The sequence below is a fragment of the Arthrobacter sp. 10T44 genome, assembly GCF_056393885.1.
The window spans coordinates 1-18,430 of sequence record NZ_JBFTGT010000011.1; the positions used below are offsets into that span (position 1 = coordinate 1).

19 protein-coding genes are annotated in these 18,430 nt (G+C 69.3%); 13 read left to right on the forward strand and 6 right to left on the reverse strand.

All coding sequences use genetic code 11. The features are described from left to right. Window positions 1–187: 187 nt before the first annotated feature. The 4 genes from AC1DBL_RS15340 to AC1DBL_RS15355 form a co-directional block, all read right to left on the reverse strand. Window positions 188–2,458 carry a heavy metal translocating P-type ATPase gene (locus AC1DBL_RS15340; protein WP_476926419.1) on the reverse strand — a complete coding sequence of 757 codons (2,271 nt, stop codon included), beginning with the start codon at window positions 2,456–2,458 and terminating at the stop codon, window positions 188–190. A gap of 74 nt (window positions 2,459–2,532) precedes the next feature. Further along, the gene (locus AC1DBL_RS15345) at window positions 2,533–2,763 is read right to left on the reverse strand and encodes a heavy-metal-associated domain-containing protein (protein WP_175323461.1); all 231 of its coding nucleotides are present in this window, start codon (window positions 2,761–2,763) and stop codon (window positions 2,533–2,535) included. A gap of 73 nt (window positions 2,764–2,836) precedes the next feature. Further along, on the reverse strand, window positions 2,837–3,184 hold the full coding sequence (locus AC1DBL_RS15350) for a metal-sensitive transcriptional regulator (RefSeq protein WP_476909681.1): 348 nt from the start codon (window positions 3,182–3,184) through the stop codon (window positions 2,837–2,839). Between the two features lie 234 nt (window positions 3,185–3,418). After that, window positions 3,419–3,928 carry a universal stress protein gene (locus tag AC1DBL_RS15355; protein ID WP_441419188.1) on the reverse strand — a complete coding sequence of 170 codons (510 nt, stop codon included), beginning with the start codon at window positions 3,926–3,928 and terminating at the stop codon, window positions 3,419–3,421. A 103-nt stretch (window positions 3,929–4,031) separates the two neighbouring features. On the opposite strand from AC1DBL_RS15355, the gene AC1DBL_RS15360 reads away from it, so the two are divergent. The 3 genes from AC1DBL_RS15360 to AC1DBL_RS15370 are packed head-to-tail and all read left to right on the forward strand — an operon-like array spanning window position 4,032 to window position 5,712. Then, window positions 4,032–4,232: a hypothetical protein gene (locus AC1DBL_RS15360; RefSeq protein WP_476926420.1), complete on the forward strand. Its 201-nt coding sequence runs from the start codon at window positions 4,032–4,034 to the stop codon at window positions 4,230–4,232. 50 nt (window positions 4,233–4,282) lie between these two features. After that, window positions 4,283–5,416, forward strand: coding sequence for a WD40/YVTN/BNR-like repeat-containing protein (locus tag AC1DBL_RS15365; RefSeq protein ID WP_441419190.1), 1,134 nt, complete (start codon window positions 4,283–4,285; stop codon window positions 5,414–5,416). Between the two features lie 8 nt (window positions 5,417–5,424). Then, window positions 5,425–5,712, forward strand: coding sequence for a MoaD/ThiS family protein (locus tag AC1DBL_RS15370; protein ID WP_441419191.1), 288 nt, complete (start codon window positions 5,425–5,427; stop codon window positions 5,710–5,712). A gap of 4 nt (window positions 5,713–5,716) precedes the next feature. On the opposite strand, the gene AC1DBL_RS15375 is transcribed toward AC1DBL_RS15370, so the two are convergent. Then, on the reverse strand, window positions 5,717–5,953 hold the full coding sequence (locus AC1DBL_RS15375; RefSeq protein WP_441419192.1) for a hypothetical protein: 237 nt from the start codon (window positions 5,951–5,953) through the stop codon (window positions 5,717–5,719). Between the two features lie 270 nt (window positions 5,954–6,223). On the opposite strand from AC1DBL_RS15375, the gene AC1DBL_RS15380 reads away from it, so the two are divergent. Further along, complete coding sequence (locus AC1DBL_RS15380) at window positions 6,224–7,300, forward strand: ATP-dependent DNA ligase (RefSeq protein WP_441419193.1); 1,077 nt, start codon at window positions 6,224–6,226, stop codon at window positions 7,298–7,300. A 159-nt stretch (window positions 7,301–7,459) separates the two neighbouring features. On the opposite strand, the gene AC1DBL_RS15385 is transcribed toward AC1DBL_RS15380, so the two are convergent. Further along, window positions 7,460–8,779, reverse strand: coding sequence for an MFS transporter (locus AC1DBL_RS15385; protein WP_441419194.1), 1,320 nt, complete (start codon window positions 8,777–8,779; stop codon window positions 7,460–7,462). A 226-nt stretch (window positions 8,780–9,005) separates the two neighbouring features. On the opposite strand from AC1DBL_RS15385, the gene AC1DBL_RS15390 reads away from it, so the two are divergent. The 9 genes from AC1DBL_RS15390 (at window position 9,006) to AC1DBL_RS15430 (ending at window position 18,428) form a co-directional block, all read left to right on the forward strand. Next, window positions 9,006–9,848 carry an IclR family transcriptional regulator gene (locus tag AC1DBL_RS15390; RefSeq protein ID WP_476926421.1) on the forward strand — a complete coding sequence of 281 codons (843 nt, stop codon included), beginning with the start codon at window positions 9,006–9,008 and terminating at the stop codon, window positions 9,846–9,848. A gap of 126 nt (window positions 9,849–9,974) precedes the next feature. Further along, a complete protein-coding gene (locus tag AC1DBL_RS15395) occupies window positions 9,975–10,856 on the forward strand; it encodes a shikimate dehydrogenase (RefSeq protein ID WP_441419196.1) in 882 nt (293 codons plus the stop codon). Next, window positions 10,856–12,826 (forward strand): sugar phosphate isomerase/epimerase and 4-hydroxyphenylpyruvate domain-containing protein, encoded by a 1,971-nt coding sequence (locus tag AC1DBL_RS15400; RefSeq protein ID WP_441419197.1) that lies wholly within the window; start codon window positions 10,856–10,858, stop codon window positions 12,824–12,826. Before AC1DBL_RS15395 ends, AC1DBL_RS15400 begins: the two co-directional genes overlap by 1 nt. Before the next feature lie 45 nt (window positions 12,827–12,871). Continuing rightward, window positions 12,872–13,780 (forward strand): protocatechuate 3,4-dioxygenase subunit beta, encoded by a 909-nt coding sequence (gene pcaH, locus AC1DBL_RS15405; protein ID WP_441419198.1) that lies wholly within the window; start codon window positions 12,872–12,874, stop codon window positions 13,778–13,780. Further along, on the forward strand, window positions 13,773–14,384 hold the full coding sequence (gene pcaG / locus AC1DBL_RS15410; protein WP_441419199.1) for a protocatechuate 3,4-dioxygenase subunit alpha: 612 nt from the start codon (window positions 13,773–13,775) through the stop codon (window positions 14,382–14,384). The genes pcaH and pcaG overlap by 8 nt, the downstream gene beginning before the upstream one ends. Next, window positions 14,381–15,865, forward strand: a complete 1,485-nt coding sequence (locus tag AC1DBL_RS15415) for a lyase family protein (protein WP_476926422.1) — start codon at window positions 14,381–14,383, stop codon at window positions 15,863–15,865. Before pcaG ends, AC1DBL_RS15415 begins: the two co-directional genes overlap by 4 nt. Beyond that, entirely contained in the window at window positions 15,858–16,676 is an 819-nt protein-coding gene (locus AC1DBL_RS15420) for an alpha/beta fold hydrolase (protein WP_476926423.1), read from the forward strand. Before AC1DBL_RS15415 ends, AC1DBL_RS15420 begins: the two co-directional genes overlap by 8 nt. After that, window positions 16,673–17,134: a 4-carboxymuconolactone decarboxylase gene (pcaC, locus tag AC1DBL_RS15425; protein WP_476909675.1), complete on the forward strand. Its 462-nt coding sequence runs from the start codon at window positions 16,673–16,675 to the stop codon at window positions 17,132–17,134. Before AC1DBL_RS15420 ends, pcaC begins: the two co-directional genes overlap by 4 nt. 82 nt (window positions 17,135–17,216) lie before the next feature. Next, on the forward strand, window positions 17,217–18,428 hold the full coding sequence (locus tag AC1DBL_RS15430) for a thiolase family protein (protein ID WP_476926424.1): 1,212 nt from the start codon (window positions 17,217–17,219) through the stop codon (window positions 18,426–18,428). Window positions 18,429–18,430 lie beyond the last annotated feature (2 nt).

Here is an 18,430-nt window from a genome sequence, read left to right on the forward strand (position 1 = left end):
GCTTCGTCCCAAGAGTCTTGAGCTGAGCAACATCTGCACCCCAAATAGCCATTCGAAAAAACTCCTTAGTTCACCGGACCCGAAACTCTCGGCATCCCCAGCGGCCCCCGGCTGATCCGGAAGATCCAATGCCTCGAACCTACCCTGCCTCGCAAAAAACTGTCGATGGGCAGGCCTCCCCATTGGGTTACTTGCCGAAGCTGCGCAGCCGCAGCGAGTTGGCCACCACCAGCACGGAGCTGGCCGCCATCGCCGCGCCGGCGATCATTGGGTTGAGCAGGCCCAGCGCAGCAACCGGAATGCCGATGGCGTTGTAGAAGAAGGCCCAGAACAGGTTCGTCTTGATCGTGGCCAGGGTCCGGCGGGACAGCTCGATGGCCTGCGCGACCTGCCCCAGATCGTTGCCCATCACGGTCAGGTCCGCGGCTTCGATGGCGACGTCGGTGCCGGAGCCCATTGCGATGCCCAGATCCGCCTGGGCCAGCGCTGCGGCGTCGTTCACGCCGTCGCCGGCCATGGCCACCGTGGCGCCGCCGGCCTGCAGCCTCCGCACGGCGTCGACCTTGCCCTCCGGCAGGACCCCCGCGAAGACGTCCTCCGGCGGGATGCCGACGGCGGCGGCCACCTGGCCGGCCACCGCGGCGTTGTCGCCGGTCAGCAGGATGGGCCGCAGCCCCAGCTCCCGAAGCCGGGCGATTGCCGCAGCGGAGCCGGGCTTCAGCGTGTCGCGCAGGCTCACGATGCCGGCCGGTTCGCCGTCCACGGCCACCCAAATGGCGGTGGCCCCGGACTGCTCGGCGGCGGACAAGGCTTCGCGCTGCGCTCCGGAGACCGCAACGCCGTTCCCCTGCAGCCAGCCGGACCGGCCCACCGTAACGAGGCGGCCTTCCACGCTGCCGCGGACACCGCCGCCCGGGGCCGAGTGGAAGCCGACGACGGCGGGCAGCCGCGCGTCGTCGCCGCGCCCCCGCTCCGCGCTGAGCGCCGCTGCCGCGATGGCCCGGGCGATGGGGTGTTCGGACGCGGCCTCTGCTGCGCCGGCGAGCTGCAGGACCTCGTTTTCGCTGAACGGGGCGAACGCGCTGGTGCCGGCGACGGCAAGGTGCCCGGTGGTGACGGTGCCGGTCTTGTCCAGCAGGATGGTGTCCACGGTGCGGGTGTCCTCGAGCACCTGCGGGCCCTTGATCAGGATGCCCAGCTGGGCGCCGCGGCCTGTGCCAGTGAGCAGGCCGACCGGGGTGGCGAGCCCGAGGGCGCACGGGCACGCGATCACCAGCACCGCGACGGCCGCCGTGAAGGCGGCGCGAAGCTCGGCGTCGCTGACCTCCGGCCCGGCCAAGAGCAGCCACGCACCGAAGGTGAGCGCGGCGATGGCGAGGACCACGGGGACGAAGACGGCGCTGATGCGGTCTGCGAGCCGGGCGATCGGGGCCTTCCCCGACTGCGCCTGGGAGACCAGCCGGCCCATCTGGGCCAGGGTGGTGTCGGCGCCGACCCGCGTGGCGCGGACCAAGATCCGGCCGGAGGTGTTGATGGTGGCCCCCGTGACGGGGCTGTCCGGACCGACTTCAACCGGCACCGATTCCCCCGTCACCAGGGAGGCGTCAACGGCGGAGGCGCCCTCGATGACCACGCCGTCGGTGGGGATCTTCTCGCCCGGGCGGACCACGACGACGTCCCCGACCCGGAGCCGGTCCGCGGGCACCGGGAACTCGGTGCCGTCGCGGAGCACGGTGGCATCCTTGGCGCCCAGATCCAGCAGGGCCTTGAGCGCGTCACCGGCCTTGCGCTTGGCGTTCGCCTCCAGGTAGCGGCCGAGCAGCAGGAAGGTCGTGACGACCGAGGCGACCTCGAAGTACAGGCCGGCCGAACCCATGCCCTCCATGCCCGGGTGCTCGGTCAGGCGGGGATCGGCCAGGAGCTGCCAGGCCGAGAAGATATAGGCAGCCGATACGCCGATCGACACCAGCGTGTCCATGGTGGATGACAGGTGCCGGGCGTTCACTGCCGCGGCCCGGTGGAACGGCCACGCCGCCCAGCTGACCACCGGCAACGCCAGCGCGGCGGCAACCCAGCCCCAGTTCGGGAACTGGACGGCCGGGAGCATCGAGAGCACGAAAACCGGGACGGTGAGGGCGGCCGCGACAACCAGCCGGGGCTTCAGCGTCGCCGCAGGTCCTGCGGCAGCCTCCTCGGCCGGGGAGGCAGGCTCCCGCAGGGTCCGCACCGTGGCCTTGTAACCGGCTGCGTTCACTGTCGCAGCGATCTGCTCGTCTGAGATGTTGGCCGGGACGGTGACCCGGGCGGACTCCAGCGGGAGGTTAACCGAAGCCTGCACGCCGTCGAGCTTTCCCAACTTGCGCTCGACCCGGCCGACGCAGGAGGCGCAGGTCATGCCCTCGATGTCGAGTTCAATCACCCGGCTTCCGGACTGGTCCAGCAGTTGCGCGTTGCTCACGGTATGTTCTCCTCGGTCGTGCTCGGTGAAGTCCTGCTCAGGTCCTGCTTTCGGGAGGCCGCCCGGCGCCGGGCTCAGGCCTCGTTCGCGACCACCAGGTAGCCCGCCTCGGCGACCGCTTCGCCGATTTCGGCGGGCGAGAGTGCCTTGTCGGAGGTGATGGTGACGGTGGAGATCCCGCCCGCGTTGAGGTCGACGTCGACGCTTTCGACGCCCGCCAGCGCTTCTAGTTCTTCGGAGACGGAGGACACGCAGTGCCCGCAGGTCATCCCGGATACCTCGACGGTGGTGGAAACGGTGCTCATGGCTTGCTCCTTGGTGGGGGACTGGTTTACCAGTCCGGTCGTGTTGTGGGAGGTGTGGTGAGTGGTGTTGCCACTACCGCAGCAGGCGCCCGATGGCATCGGTGGCCTCCTTCACTTTGAAGTCGATGGCTTCGGCGCGAAGTTCCGGATCCGGTTCCGCGGCCGCCCCGACCACGCAGTGGCCGATGTGTTCTTCCACCAGACCGAGGCTGACGGCGTGCAGGGCCTTGGTGACGGCGGCGACCTGGGTCAGGATGTCGATGCAGTACTTGTCCTCATCGACCATCCGGGCAATGCCGCGGACCTGGCCCTCGATCCGTTTGAGCCGCTTGAGGTAGGCGTCCTTGTTGGCGGTGTAGCCGTGCTGCTGGGGCGGTGCGCCCTCCAGGGGCGCCACGATGGAGGCGTCGGACTCGTTCATCCCATCAAGTTATACCCCCCAGGGGTATATGGCAAGTACCCTCCGGGGGTACCGTGACGGGAAAAGGAATTCTGTCCGGAAATTAAAGAGCTCCGGAGTGCGTTATTGGGGGATACGCACTCCGGAGCAGCTATGGGGTAGGGGTTTCCCGCCTACGAATACAACCTTACTTGGCAGTAGAGACGATGCGCCAGCACCTCGAATAACTACTTTCGCTTTATTTTCCCGGGCCGGTCAGGAGCCGCGGCGGGGCCTGCCCGCCCCGCTGGACCGCACCGGGACGATGAGGACCGGGCGGTCCTGATGATGGCTGAGCCAGGCGGCCACCGATCCGTTGAGTGCAGCAGTGAGCCGGTGCCCGAGTCCGGGTTCGGGAGTACCGACGATGATCATGGCCGCACCGGCGTCCGCCGCCAGCCGGCCGAGCGCCCGGGCGGGATCCCCGGCCAGGGTCCGCAGGTTCCATTCCACCCCCGGGACATCGCAGACGGCGGCGATCTCGGACCGCAGCCGCTCGGTGGCTGCCCGGATCTCCGCATTGTCGGCCTCCGGGTGGAGCGAGAGCCGGTGCGCGGACCGGGCCGGATCCCACTCCACGAGGTAGCTGGCCTCGTCCACGTAGGCACAGACCAGCGGGGCGGAAAGGCTTCTCGCCAGTGTCACCGCCGTTTCAAGCACCTCCGGGGGCTGGCCCGGGAGGACGCCGACAACCAGAGGTGCTGGGCTCATGCGCTCTGCGGGCATACCCAATTCTTGCCCCGGCTCTTCCGGCCCGGCTAGGGCCTTCCTCCCTTGATCGACTCCGGCGCCGGGCCTACGGTTGGAGGACACGGGAAGGGCGGCAGCGGTGGAAATCTTCATGTGGTGGCTGGACCTGGACCTTGCCAGCAAGGAATGGCTGCGCGGGAACCTGCGGGCCGAGGAGTTACCGCTCCCGGTGCTGCAGGGCATTGCCGAGTCCGGCGGCCCGCATCCGGACAAGGCCACCGGCGTCCTGAGCGCCGCCGACTGGGACTTCGTCGAAACCCAGTCTGAATTCGTCGATTGACCCCCGAAAAACCATTGCGGCAGCCGGGCCGCGGTGGTTGCATGTAGGGCATGGCTACCGCAGAAAGTTATGTCCTGGCGATCGGCACCAAGAAAGGGCTCTGGCTGGCCAGCAGCCCGGACCGGCAAAACTGGTCCCTCTCCGGCCCGCATTTCCTGATGAGCGAGATCCCAAGCATCGGAATCGACACGCGCGAAGGCCGGACCCGCATCCTCGTCGGCGTCCGCTCGGAACACTGGGGTCCCACCGTCTTCCACTCCGACGACCTTGGCGAAACCTGGAACGAGCCGGAAAACGGAGCCATCCGCTTTCCCGAGGACACCGACGCCGCGCTGGAGCGCGTCTGGCAGATCCACCCCGACGCGGAGTCGCGCCCCGGCGTCGTCTGGGCCGGGTGCGAGCCGATCTCGGTCTGGAAATCCACCGACGGCGGCGAACACTTCGAGCTCAACCGCGGCCTCTGGGACCACCCGCACCGCAGTGAATGGGGGGCCGGCTACGGTGGGGCGGCGGCACATTCGATCGTCGTCAACCCGGACGGGGAGAAGGTACACGTCGCCATGAGCACCGGCGGTGTCTACCGCTCGCTCGACGGCGGGACGTCCTGGGAGCCGCGGAACAAGGGGATCTCGGCTTACTTCATGCCCGATCCCAACCCCGAATTCGGCCAGTGCGTCCACAAGATTGCCGCCGACGCCGCGGTGGACGGGCGCCTGTACGCGCAGAACCATCACGGCGTCTACCGCAGCGATGACGACGCCGAGAACTGGGAATCGATTGCCGAGGGCTTGCCGGCCGATTTCGGCTTTGTCATGCTGACGCACCCGCGCCGCGCGGGCACAGCCTGGGTCATCCCGCTGAAGGCCGACGGCGAACGGATCCCGCCCGGCGGAAAGCTTGCCGTGCACCGGACCGACGACGCCGGCGCGAGCTGGAAGCGGCTGGATGCCGGCCTGCCCGGGGCAGAGTTCAATTCCGTGCTCCGCGACGCGGCCTGCGTCGACGCCGCCGAACCCGCCGGAGTCTACTTTGGGACCCGCGGCGGCAGCGTCTACGCCAGCGCCGACGAAGGCGAACACTTCACCGAGGTCGCCTCGCACCTGCCCGACGTGCTGTGCGTGCGGGCCGCGGCTGTTGTCGGCGCCCCGGCGCCTGCGGCGCGCGTTGCCGCGGCTTCCGCTTGAGGCTAACTGTGCCTGAGATCAGTGTGCTGCTTCCCAGCGTCCTCCAACCGCTGGCCGGCGGGCAGTCCATCCTGACTGCGCCCGCGGACGGGGCCGTAACGGTCCAATGGGTGCTGGATACTGTGGCCGGGGACTTCCCCGCCCTGTCCCGGCGGCTGCGGGACGAAACCGGAGCCGTCCGCCGCTACGTGAATATATACGTCAACGGGAATGAAATCCGGCGGCTGCAGGGCCTCGGCACGGAAGTGGCGCCCGGCCAGGAGGTCCTGATCATCCAGTCCGTCGCCGGCGGCTAGCTCGTTAGGCCACGCGCCAGAGGGTGCACTCGTCGGCGTTGACCGCCTTGCGCGTGCCCGATTGCCGGTCCAGGATCCAGACGACGCCGATCCCCGGCGCCGTTTCCTGCACGCTGCCGCGGCGGATCACGACGTCGTCGTAGTTGGGGCCGACGCGCAGGCGGGCCTCGATCTCGTCGCCGCGGTGCAACTGATCGAGGGCGCGGATGCGGGTGGTCTGGGCTTTGGCTTCCTTCAACATGGCGGGCCTCCTGGACTGGAGCTGGTGCCTGCTCTTGCCGGCACTTCCAGTGTCCTGCGCCATTGTTGCCGCTGCGTTTCGGCCCGGTAAGCGGTGGGTTAGTTTTCCGGGCCGTCCTGATTTCCGCGCCAGGGCCGCCGGCCCAGGCGCACGCAGGCTCTGTCGTGGAAATCCGCACGAAGGCCGGCCGCTAGCCCCCGACTGGCCGCTAGCCCCCGGCTGGCCGCCCGGGGGTCGACGTCGGCGGCCGGCCCGGACAGAATGGGCCGTATGCGACTGCCGCTGATGCCCCCGATCGCGCCGATGCTGGCGAAAGCCGTAAGCGCCCTGCCGGAGGGTTCGATGAGTTTTGAGCCCAAGTGGGACGGATTCCGTTCCATCATCTTCCGCGACGGCGACGAGGTGGAGATCGGCAGCCGCAACGGCAAACCCCTGACCCGGTACTTCCCGGAGCTCGTGGAGTCACTCAAGGCAAACCTCCCGCCGCGCTGCGTTCTCGACGGCGAGATCGTCCTGGTCGGCGCCGCGGGGGACCGCCTGGACTTCGATGCCCTCCAGCAGCGGATCCACCCGGCCGCGAGCCGCGTCCGGCTGCTCGCCGCCCAGACCCCCGCAAGTTTCGTTGCTTTCGACCTGCTGGCCCTCGACGACGAGGATCTCACCGGCCGGCCCTTCGGGGAGCGCCGGGCGGCCCTCGAGCGGGTACTCGCGGACAGCTCCGCGCCGGTGCACTTGACCGCCGCCACCGCGGACCGGGACACCGCGGCGAGGTGGTTCCGGCAGTTCGAAGGCGCCGGCCTGGACGGGATCGTGGCCAAGGCGCTGGACTCCAGCTACCAGCCGGACAAGCGCACCATGTTCAAGGTCAAGCACGAACGCACCGCTGACTGTGTCCTCGCCGGTTACCGGGTGCACACCTCCGGCCCGGACCGGATCGGTTCGCTGCTGCTGGGGCTCTACGACGACGACGGCGTGCTCGCCAACGTGGGTGTGGTGGGTGCGTTCCCGATGCAGCGCCGCAAGGAGCTGTTCGAGGAACTCCAGCCACTCGTCACCGATTTTGCCGACCACCCGTGGGCGTGGGCCAGGCAGGAGGAGGGGGCCCGGACGCCGCGCAACGCCGAGGGAAGCCGGTGGAGCGGGGGCAAGGACCTGGGCTTCACGCCCCTGCGCCCGGAGCGGGTGGTGGAAGTGAAATATGACCACATGGAGGGCGCGCGTTTCCGGCACACCACCCAGTTCGTCCGCTGGCGGCCGGACCGGGAGCCGGGGTCCTGCACCTACGCCCAGCTGGAGGAGCCGGTCAGCTACGACCTGGCCGCCGTGCTCGGCGCCGGCCAGGGCTGAACTCCCGCCGTCGGGCGGTCCACACGACGCTCCCGCCCGGTTCTTCCGCCCGCAACACCGCCGACACGCGGAAAAGCCCGGCGTGTTCACCGAACACGCCGGGCTTTTCCAATAAGAACTGGGCGGGAGCGTCGCGGATGCCCTTGCCCGTCGGGGGCCTTAGCGTAGGCCGAGCTCCTTGGTGGGAACCTTGAAGGTTTCCTTGGCGGTCAGCGCGGAGATGGCGGCGATGGCGCAGATGATCCCGGTGAAGATGGTGATCTGAACCCAGCCACCGGGCTTGATGCCGCCCATGGCCGCCACGATTGCCGGGGCGAAGCCTGCCATCAGGAAGCCGAGCTGGGTGCCGATCGCCAGGCCGGAGAAGCGGACCCTGGTGCTGAACATTTCGGCGTAGAAGGACGGCCAGACGGCGTTGGAGGCCGCGTAGCCGAAGGAGAAGAAGCCGATTGCGGCCAGGAACATCAGCGGGACGCTGCCGGATTCGAGGCTGAGCAGGAATACCGGGGTCAGCAGCGCGCTGGAGAGAGCGCCGTAGATGAAGACCGGCTTGCGTCCGATCCGGTCGGCCAGCTTGCCGAAGAGCGGCTGGGTACCGAGTGCCACGAGGTTGGCGCCCACGACCAGCCACAGCGTGACGGTGCCGTCCACGTTGGCGACATTCTTCGCGTAGCTGATGGCCAGGGTACCGAACACGGTGGAGACGGCGGCGATGAAGGCGCATGCGACAACGCGGAGCACGTCGCGCCAGTGGTGCTTCAGCAGGTCGGCGACCGGGAGCTTGGAAATCTGGGCGCTCTTCTGGGCCTCCTCGAAGGCCGGCGGCTCGTGCAGGGTGCGGCGGATGAAGAAAGCAACCACGACGACGACGGCGCTGAGCCAGAACGGGATGCGCCAGCCGATGCCGTACTTGACCTCGTCAGGCAGGGCAAGGACGGGGATAAAGACGAGGGCGGCAAGGATCTGGCCGCCCTGGGTGCCGGTCAGGGTCCAGGAGGTGAAGAACGAACGGCGGTTGTCCGGTGCGTGCTCCAGGGTCATGGAGGAGGCGCCGGCCTGCTCACCGGCGGCGGAGAGGCCCTGGCAGAGCCGGGCAATCACCAACAGCACGGGGGCCCACCAGCCGACGGTCTTGAAGTCCGGCAGGCAGCCGATCACAAAGGTGGAGGCGCCCATCAGCAGCAGCGTGAACATCAGGACCTTCCGGCGGCCCACCCGGTCACCGAAGTGGCCCAGGATGACGGCGCCGACGGGACGGGCCACATAGGCGAAGCCGAAGGTCGCGAAGGACATGATGGCGGCGTTGGCGTCCGCGTCCGGGAAGAAGACCTTCGGAAAAATCAGGGCGGCGGCGGACCCGAAAATGAAGAAGTCGTAGTACTCGACGGCGCTGCCCAGGAAGCTGGCGAGGGCCGCCTTCTTAGGCGTCCCGGCCGGTGCGGCAGTGCCCGGCGTCGTAGACGGGAGTGTCTGGCTCATGGTGTTCCTTTGATGTGACGACGTTGTCGCGGATGGATCGGGAGGGTCCTGCCGGCCGGTGGCTTCAAGTGTGCGGCAGCCGGTGGACCGAGGAAAGACCCGGACTAGTAGCCACATGGTGGGAGCTACTTGTGCGATGTAGCAAGCATGGCTGTGAGCGCGGTCACTTGTCAAGAAAAATAATCACGATCTAGCAATAGCTCTCACTATGTGAGAACATCGATGCATGAGTGTGAATCAAGACACAGGGCCGGACCTCGCTGCCGGGGCCCCCGATGAAGAGACCGCGAAGCCTGCGCGCCCGGCCAAGGAGGACTCGCGCACCGATATGGTGGGCAAGGCCCTGGGCCTGCTGGTCCTGCTCGGCGATGAACCCCGCGGAGCCAGTGCCGCGGAGCTCTCGCGCCGGGCGGAACTGCCCTTCAGCACCACGTACCGCCTGCTCGGTTCGCTGACCAGGGACGGCTTTGTGGACTACGAGCCGGACGGCCGCCGCTATCATCTGGGCCTGCGCGTCTTCCAGCTCGGCCAGCGGGTATCCAACCACCATGGCTTCGCCGGCACGGCGCTTCCCATCCTGCGGCGCGTCACCGAGGAGACCGGCGAGGCCACCATCCTTTCGGTGCGTGACGGAAACCACCACCTCACCGTCAACAAGGTCGACGGTCCGCAGACCTTCCGCGTCACCTCCGATCCGGGCCACCTCGGCGCGCTGCACACTACCTCGGTGGGCAAGGCGCTGGTTGCGTTTGCCGACGATGCCACCCGGGACCGTCTGGTGCAGGACCTCGAACTGGAGCCCCTGACGGAACTCTCCATCACGGACCGGGATGCGTTCCGGGCCGAAATCGAGCTCGTCCGGAAGCGCGGCTACGCCACCATGGACGAGGAAAACGAGCTGGGCATGCGCGCCGTCGCCGTCCCGGTCTTCAACTCCCAAGGCCACGCCTTCGCCTCGCTGGCCACCGCTGTGCCCGTCTTCCGGATGAGCATGGAGGCCCTTGTGGCCCTCGTGCCGCTGCTCCAATCCGCCGCGGCCGAGCTCTCGGCCCGGCTCCCCCAGCAATGAAGAAATATATGTTCGCAATAAGAACATCAGTGCAATATGTGAACACTTGCGGTAATGTAATCCCTACCACCCGGCCTGCCGCCCACATTGCGGCCGCCGAGTGCCGTTGTCAAAGGAGCTAGACGGATGAGCAATCGAGCAGAGTCCTTCCTCGTGGGCCTCGTAGGCGATGGCGTGACGCCGTCCCTCACGCCCCCCATGCATGAACGCGAAGGCGATGTGCAGGGCCTCCGGTATCTTTACCGCCCCATTGACCTCACCGAACTGGGCCTCCCCGGCCAGGCCGTCGGTGAACTCCTGACCGGCGCCCAGCGGCTCGGCTTCAACGGATTGAACATCACCCACCCGTGCAAGCAGTTGGTGCTGGAACACCTCGACGAAATCTCGCCGGACGCCCGGCGCCTCGGTGCCGTCAACACCGTGACCATCCGCGACGGCCGCTTCATCGGCCACAACACCGATTTCTCCGGCTTTGCCTCCGCCCTCGCCTCCGGCCTGCCCGGGGCGAAGCTGGACCGCGTCGTGCAGCTCGGCGCCGGCGGCGCCGGGTCCGCTGTCGCCTACGCACTGTTGACTGCCGGGGTCCGGCGGCTGGACCTCGTGGACACCGACGCGGCCCGCTGCGCGGACCGGGCGGCCGAACTGGCCGGGTTCTTCCCGCACAGCCAGGTCACGGCCCGGACGACGGCGGAGCTTCCCGGGCTCATGCCGCTCGCCGACGGGCTGGTGCACTGCACCCCGGTGGGCATGGCCGCCCACCCCGGTGTCCCGCTGGACATGTCCCTGCTGGAACCCCGGCACTGGGTCGCGGACATCGTCTACCGGCCGATCGAGACCGAACTGGTCCGCGAAGCCCGCGCCAAGGGCTGCGAGGTGCTCGACGGCGGCCGGATGGCCGTGGGCCAGGCAGCCGACGCGTTCCGGATCTTCACCGGCCTCGAAGCGGACGCGGACCGGATGCGGGCCCACTTCCTGGAGCTCGTGGCTGCCGAGGAGGTGGCCGCCTGATGCGCACCGGAATCGCCACCGTCTGCCTCTCCGGCACCCTGAAGGAGAAGATGCACGCCTGCGCCGTCGCCGGGTTCGACGGGATCGAGATCTTCGAGCAGGACCTCGTGACGTCCTCGCTGAGCCCGGAGGAGATCCGATCGATGGCCGCGGACCTGGGCCTCGGCCTCGACCTGTACCAGCCGTTCCGCGACTTCGACAGCGTGCCGGAGGAGCTGCTCGCCGCCAACCTGCGCCGGGCGGAGGCCAAGTTCCGGCTGATGTCCCGGCTGGGCATGGACACCATCCTGGTCTGCTCCAACGTGGCCACCGCCAGCATCGACGACGACGAGCTCCGCGCCGGGCAGCTGTCCCGGCTCGCCTCGCTCGCCGGCGAGCACGGTGTGAAGGTCGCCTACGAGGCCCTGGCATGGGGCAAATACGTCAACGACTACGAGCACGCCCACCGCCTCGTGGAACTGGTGGACCACCCGAACCTGGGCACCTGCCTCGACTCGTTCCACATCCTGTCCCGGGACTGGGACACGGCCCCGATCGAGCGGTTCAACCCCGAGAAGATTTTCTTCGTCCAGGTGGCGGACGCCCCGAAGCTGTCCATGGACGTGCTGTCCTGGAGCCGGCACTACCGGGTCTTCCCGGGCGAGGGGCAGTTCGAGCTCGCCAAGTTCATGGGCCATGTGGTCCGTGCCGGCTACTCCGGCCCGGTCTCGCTGGAGGTGTTCAACGACGTCTTCCGGCAGTCCGACGTCGAGCGCACCGCGGTGGATGCCATGCGTTCGCTGATCTGGCTCGAGGAACAAAGCGCACAGTGGTTGGAGGCGCACCCCTCGGCGCCAGAGGCGGCCGAAACGGCCGCCGGGACCGCCGGCCGCCGTCGTCATCCGATGGAACTGGCCACACTGCCGCAGGTGGCCGAACCGGCGGGCTTCAACTTCGCCGAGGTGCGGGCCGCCGACACCGCCGCCCTGGAGACCCTGCTGGGCCAGCTCGGCTTCGCGTTCAACGGCCGGCACCGGACCAAGAATGTGCAATTGTGGACCATGGGCCACGCGCGCGTGATCATCAACGAGGAAGCCCCCGCCGCGGCGGAGACCGCCATTGCCGCGGTCGGCTTCGACGTCGACTCACCCGTGATCGCCGCCGCCAGGGCGCAGCAGCTCAAGGCCCCCGCAGTGCCGCGCAAGAGCCAGGCGAACGAGGAAATCTTCCAGGGCTTCGCCGCCCCGGACTCCACCGAAATCTTCCTGTGCCAGGGCAGTCCGGACGGGACCGCCGCCTGGGTCAACGAGTTCGGCACGCCCGCCGGAACTGGAAACGGCACTGGAGACGGCGCTGCCGGCGCAGCCGCAGGCAGGGCTGCGGGGCCGCAGGCCGTGATCGACCACGTCAACCTCGCCCAGCCGTGGCAGCACTTCGACGAGGCCGTGCTCTTCTACACCAGCGCCCTGGCCCTCGAGCCGCAGCCGTACGCCGAAGTGGCCAGTCCCACCGGGCTGGTCCGCTCCCAGGTGATGACCACCCGGGACCGCGGAGTGCGGCTGGTGCTGAACCTGGCCCCGCTGCACCAGCAGGAGGGCGGCCAGGACGCAGCCGGCGGCGCACCCACCGGAATCCAGCGCCGGACCTACCAGGAACACATCGCGTTCGCGGTGGATGACCTTGTGGCCGCGGCCCGGGCCGCCCGCGGCCGCGGCCTGGACTTCCTGCGCATCCCGGCGAACTACTACGAGGACCTGGACGCGCGTTTCGACCTGGATCCGGGGTTCCTCGCCACACTCCGCGAGCTGAACCTGCTCTACGACCGTGACGCCGACGGCGAATTCCTGCACTTCTACACCGCGACCGTCGGCAGCGTGTTCTTCGAAATGGTGGAACGCCGCGGCTCCTACGACGGCTACGGGGCCCCCAACGCCCCGGTCCGGCATGCCGTCCAGTACGACCATCTGCACCAGCTCAAACTCACCGCCTGACCGCTCCCGGCCAGGTTCGACCCACCCCAACGAAAGGAGGCTGCTGTGCCTGAAGAAATCAACCTCGAAATTTTCAACGCGGACCCGATCACCGAAGACGTGTCCGACGCAGCGCCCGAGGCCACACCGCAGGCCGCCGCGCAGGCTGTTCCGGCCCTGGACACTGCCGCGGAATCGCAGCAGATCCTCAGCGACGAGATGAAGGCACTGGGCGACGCCTACGCGCAGGCCCGCCTCAACGGCGCCGCGGCGGAAACCCAGCCGCGGCTGGACTACCCCCCGTACCGCAGCAGCATCCTCCGGCACCCGACCAAGAGCCTGCAGCACGCGGACCCCGAGACCATTGAGCTGTACTCGCCGGCCTTCGGACACATGGACGTGCACGCCCTCGAATCCGACCTCACCATCCAGCACAACGGCGAACCGATGGGCGAGCGGATCATCGTCTCCGGCCGCGTGCTCGACGGCGACGGCCGGCCGGTGGCGGGCCAGCTGGTGGAGATCTGGCAGGCCAACTCCTCCGGCCGCTACATCCACAAGCGCGACCAGCACCCGGCCCCGCTCGACCCGAACTTCACCGGCGTCGGCCGCTGCATCACGGGCGCGGACGGGTCCTACAGCTTCACCACGATCAAGCCCGGCGCTTACCCGTGGAAGAACCACCTGAACGCCTGGCGGCCGGCCCACATCCACTTCTCCCTCTTCGGCCAGGAGTTCACGCAGCGGATCGTCACGCAGATGTACTTCCCCGGCGACCCGCTCTTCGCCCTGGACCCGATCTACCAGTCGATCGTGGACCAGGACGCGCGGGACCGCCTGGTCGCCAGCTACAACCATGATCAGACCAAGCCGGAGTGGGCGCTGGCCTACAACTGGGACATTGTCCTGACCGGTTCGAAGCGGACCTGGACCGAGAACGAGGCGCTGGGCGCAGAAGGAGACGACCATGAGTAAATTAACCCCCACACCCGGCCAGACGGTGGGCCCGTTCTACGGCTACGCACTGCCCTACGCGAAGGACCGGGAGCTGCTGGCCCCCGGGTCCGCCGGCTCGATCCGCCTGCAGGGCACCGTGTTCGACGGCGCCGGCCATCCGGTCCCGGACGCCATCCTGGAGATCTGGCAGGCCGACGCCGAGGGCCAGGTCCCGCAGCGCACCGGCTCCCTGGTCCGTGACGGCTACACCTTCACCGGCTTCGGCCGCAGTGCCGTCGGCAACACCGGCGTCTTCACCTTCACCACCGTCAACCCGGGCCCCACCGCGCCCGGCGCCGCACCGTTCATCTCCGTGGTCGTGTTCGCCCGCGGCCTGATGAACCGGCTCTTCACCCGCGTCTACCTGCCGGAGAACGAGGAGGCCCTCGCCGCCGACCCGCTGCTGTCCGCCCTGGAGCCGGCACGCCGCCGCACCCTGATCGCCCGGCGCGATCCCGACGGCGGCCTCAGCTGGGACATCCGGCTGCAGGGCGAGGGCGAGACGGTGTTCCTCGATTTTGAAGGCGACGGCGCTGAAGCCAGTAGCATCGAGGATGCCGGCGTTCAGGACGCTTCGCAGTGACGATTCCCAACGGTGACGCCGCTGCCGGCCGGGACGGCGATTTCGGCCTGCTAAGCCCCGTGTCGGCGTCGCCCCGGGTGGCGGCGCTGACCGGGGACCGCGCGGTGCTCGCCGCCATCCTCCGGGTCGAAGCCGGCTGGGCCGCGGTCCTCGAGGAAGCGTCCCTGGCCCCGGCCGGGTCCGCCGCCCTCGTGGCGGAGGCCGCCGACGTCGGACGCTACGACATCGCTTCAATCGCCGTCCGAGCCCAGGGCGGCGCCAATCCGGTGATCCCGCTGCTTGCCGACCTCCGCAAGCAGGTCACGGCCCTCGACACGGCCGGCATCGGCGCCGGACGCGCCGTGCACACCTCGCTGACCAGCCAGGACGTGCTCGACTCCGCCCTGATGCTGCTGGCAGCCGGAACCGTTGGGGAACTGCTCACCGACGTCAAACGCACGACGGCGGCCCTCGCCGCCCTCGCGGAGCGGCACCAGCAGACGCTGTGCGTGGGCCGGAGCCTGACCCAGCACTCGCTGCCGTTCAGCTTCGGGCTCAAAGCCGCGCAGTGGTTCCACGGGCTCGCCGCTGCCGCGCGCCGGCTCGAGGCACTGGAGCTGCCGGTGCAGACCGGGGGAGCCGCCGGCACCCTGGCGGCCGGCACCATGCTGACCGAAGGCTCGGCCCTCGTGCCGCTCGACCTGGCCGACCGCCTGGCCGCCCGGCTGGGACTGGCCGCTGTCCCGGCACCCTGGCACACCAACCGGCTCGCGGTCACCGCGCTCGGCGACGCCCTGGCCGCCGTGACGGACGCCGCGGGCAAAATCGCCGCCGACGTGCTCTTCCTGAGCCGCCCGGAGGTGGCCGAACTCGCCGAACCGCGGGCCGCGGGCCGGGGAGGCTCCTCGGCCATGCCACAAAAGCAGAACCCGGTGCTGTCCGTGCTGGTTCGCAGCGCCGCGCTGCAGGCACCGGCGCTGGCGGCGCAGCTGCACCTCGCGGCGGCCAATTTCAACGACGAACGTGCCGACGGCGCCTGGCACAGCGAGTGGCCCGCGCTGCGTTCCCTGCTCCGGCTGGCCCTGGGCGCCGCCGGACAGCTCCGCGAACTGGCCGAGGGCCTGCAGGTCTTCCCGTCGGCGATGCGGCGGAACCTTGACCTGTCCGGCCCGCTGCTGCTCTCCGAGGCGGTGACTGCCGCCGTCGGCCCGCTGCTGGGCGCGGACGGCCCACGACGGCTCCAGGACGTGGTGGACCAGACCCTGCAGGCGCCGGCGGCCGAACAGCCAAGCACCTACCGCAAGCTGCTCCGCGCGGCCGTCCCGGCCGAACTGCTCTCCGACGAGCGGCTTGAGGAGTTGCTGGACCCGGCCAACTACCTCGGCCAGGCCGCCGAAATCTCACGACGCATCCTCGCGGCGTGGCCCGACTTCGCGGCGGCCCTGCCCCAACCCATCGAACCGAACCAAGCGACCGAAGAGAACGGAGCCCACCGTGGCTAGACCAACCGTCAAGGCCGTACTGCTCTCGCCCGTGCGCGAGCTCGGCGATAAGCCCCTCCTCGTGGTGGGCCCGTCGCTGGGCACCTCCACGCTGCTCTGGAGCCAGGCCGGCGCACTGCTCGGCAACGACCTCGACGTCGTCGCCTGGGACCTGCCCGGCCACGGCGTCTCCCCGGCCGCGGCCGAATCCTTTTCCGTCGCCGAACTGGCCGACGCCGTCGTCGAACTGGTCGACTCGATCGCGCCCGGCGCGCGGTTCCACTACGCCGGAGTCTCCCTCGGCGGGGCCACTGGCCTGCAGCTGGGCATCAGGCACGGCGAACGGCTCAAGAGCCTGTCCGTGCAGTGCAGCGGCGCGAAGATCGGCACCCCGGAAGGCTGGCTGGAACGGGCCGAAACCGTCCGCAACCAGGGTACCGGAGTGATGATCGAGGGCTCCGCCCAGCGCTGGTTCGCGCAGGGCTTCATGGAGCGTCAGCCCGAGCTCAGCAGCCGACTGCTGCACACCCTGCGGGACGCGGACCGGTTCAGCTACGCCTTCTGCTGCGAGGCCCTGGCCGGCTTCGACGTGCGGGACGAACTCGGCAGCATCCGGGTCCCCACCCAGGCCCTGGCCGGCGCCGAGGACACCGTCGCCCCGCCCTCGTTCGCCGAGGAGATCGCCGCCGGCATCACCGCCGGCGGGGGCACGGCCAGCGCCGCGACGCTGGAGGGCGTATCCCACCTGGCACCCTTCGAGGCCCCGGGGCACGTGGCCGAACTGCTGCGCAGCCTGATCAGCTGGACCGAATCCCGCGGAGCCGCAAAGTGACCGGCCCCCGGCCCGGCGGCCCGCAGGCCGGCCCGGAACGGAACGGCGTCGTGCAGCCGGACGCCACCAGCCAGGAGATCTACGACGGCGGCATGAAGGTCCGCCGCGAGGTGCTCGGCGCGGCCCACGTGGACCGGGCCAACGCCAACAAGGATTCCTTCACCGAGGACTTCCAGGACATGATCACCCGGATCGCCTGGGGCGGGATCTGGACCCGGCCCGGGATCAGCCGCCAGATGCGCTCCGCCGTCACCATCACCGCGATGGTGGCCCACGGCCACTGGGAAGAACTCGCGATGCACATCCGTGCCGCCATCACCAACGGCCTGAGCAGGGACGAGATCAAGGAAATCCTGCTGCAGACCGCCATCTACTGCGGCGTTCCCTCCGCCAACACCGCCTTCAAGACCGCGCAGCAGGTCTTCCACTCCATGGACGAGGCCACCCCACCCAACTAGCTCGCAATAGTTGTCGTTTTGAGGGCTGAAAACGACAACAACTGCCAGCTACTTGGGCCCCACCGAGAATTCAGAGGAAATCATGATTCAGGCTTTTGTTTACGACGCCGTGCGGACCCCGTTCGGCAAGTTCGGCGGCGGACTTGCCGGCGTGCGCCCGGATGATCTGGCCGCGCACGTGATCGGCGAGGCGGTCAGGCGCGCCCCGGGCCTGGACGCAGCGCGGATCGACGAGGTGGTGTTCGGCAACGCAAACGGCGCCGGCGAGGAGAACCGCAACGTGGCCCGGATGGGCACCCTGCTGGCCGGGTTGCCGGTCTCGGTCCCGGGGACCACGGTCAACCGGCTGTGCGGTTCCTCGCTGGATGCGGCGATCATCGCGTCCCGGCAGATCAACACCGGGGACGCGGAGCTGATGCTGGTCGGCGGGGTCGAATCGATGTCGCGGGCGCCGTGGGTGCTGCCGAAGACCGAGAAGCCCTACCCGGCCGGGGATCTGACCCTGGTCTCCACCACGCTGGGCTGGCGGCTGGTGAACAAGGACATGCGCCCGGACTGGACCATCTCGCTGGGCGAGGCGACCGAACGGCTGGCCGAGAAATACGGGATCACCCGCGAGGCGCAGGATGAGTTCGCGGCGGCCTCGCACAACCTGGCCGCCGCGGCCTGGAACGAGGGTTTCTACGACCGGCTCGTCACCGCGGTCCCGGGCACGGACCTGGTCCGGGACGAGGGCATCCGGCCCGGATCCTCGGCGGAGAAGCTCGCCTCGCTCAAGACCGTGTTCCGGAGTGAGGCCGGGACGGTGACGGCCGGGAACGCGTCGCCGCTTTCGGACGGCGCCTCCGCGGCGTGGCTCGGGTCCGAGGACGCCGCCGAGCTCCTGGGCCTGGAGCCGCTGGCCCGGATCGCCGGGCGCGGCGTGCATGCGAACGATCCGCAGTTCTTCGGCTACGCCCCGGTGGAGGCCGCGAACAAGGCCCTCGCCAAGGCCGGGATCGGCTGGGACCAGGTCGGCGCCGTCGAGCTCAACGAGGCGTTCGCCGCGCAGTCCCTGGCCTGCATCAACGCCTGGGGCATCGACCCCGCAATCGTGAACCGGCACGGCGGGGCGATCGCGATGGGCCACCCGCTCGGCGCCTCCGGCGGACGCATCCTCGGCACCCTGGCCCGGTCCCTGCAGGCCTCCGGCGAACGCTGGGGCGTCGCCGCGATCTGCATCGGCGTCGGCCAGGGCCTCGCCGTCGTCCTCGAAAACATGACCGTTGCCGGAACCAACACAGGAAAGGCCTAAGG

Coding starts and splice junctions, on each gene's coding strand:
- AC1DBL_RS15350 (WP_476909681.1), bottom strand. CDS start 3,184: ATGAACGAGTCCGACGCCTCCATCGTGGCGCCCCTGGAGGGCGCACCG.
- AC1DBL_RS15395 (WP_441419196.1), top strand. CDS start 9,975: ATGAGCAATCGAGCAGAGTCCTTCCTCGTGGGCCTCGTAGGCGATGGC.
- AC1DBL_RS15390 (WP_476926421.1), top strand. CDS start 9,006: ATGAGTGTGAATCAAGACACAGGGCCGGACCTCGCTGCCGGGGCCCCC.
- AC1DBL_RS15355 (WP_441419188.1), bottom strand. CDS start 3,928: ATGCCCGCAGAGCGCATGAGCCCAGCACCTCTGGTTGTCGGCGTCCTC.
- AC1DBL_RS15430 (WP_476926424.1), top strand. CDS start 17,217: ATGATTCAGGCTTTTGTTTACGACGCCGTGCGGACCCCGTTCGGCAAG.
- pcaG (WP_441419199.1), top strand. CDS start 13,773: ATGAGTAAATTAACCCCCACACCCGGCCAGACGGTGGGCCCGTTCTAC.
- AC1DBL_RS15385 (WP_441419194.1), bottom strand. CDS start 8,779: ATGAGCCAGACACTCCCGTCTACGACGCCGGGCACTGCCGCACCGGCC.
- AC1DBL_RS15345 (WP_175323461.1), bottom strand. CDS start 2,763: ATGAGCACCGTTTCCACCACCGTCGAGGTATCCGGGATGACCTGCGGG.
- AC1DBL_RS15365 (WP_441419190.1), top strand. CDS start 4,283: ATGGCTACCGCAGAAAGTTATGTCCTGGCGATCGGCACCAAGAAAGGG.
- AC1DBL_RS15400 (WP_441419197.1), top strand. CDS start 10,856: ATGCGCACCGGAATCGCCACCGTCTGCCTCTCCGGCACCCTGAAGGAG.
- AC1DBL_RS15375 (WP_441419192.1), bottom strand. CDS start 5,953: ATGTTGAAGGAAGCCAAAGCCCAGACCACCCGCATCCGCGCCCTCGAT.
- AC1DBL_RS15380 (WP_441419193.1), top strand. CDS start 6,224: ATGCGACTGCCGCTGATGCCCCCGATCGCGCCGATGCTGGCGAAAGCC.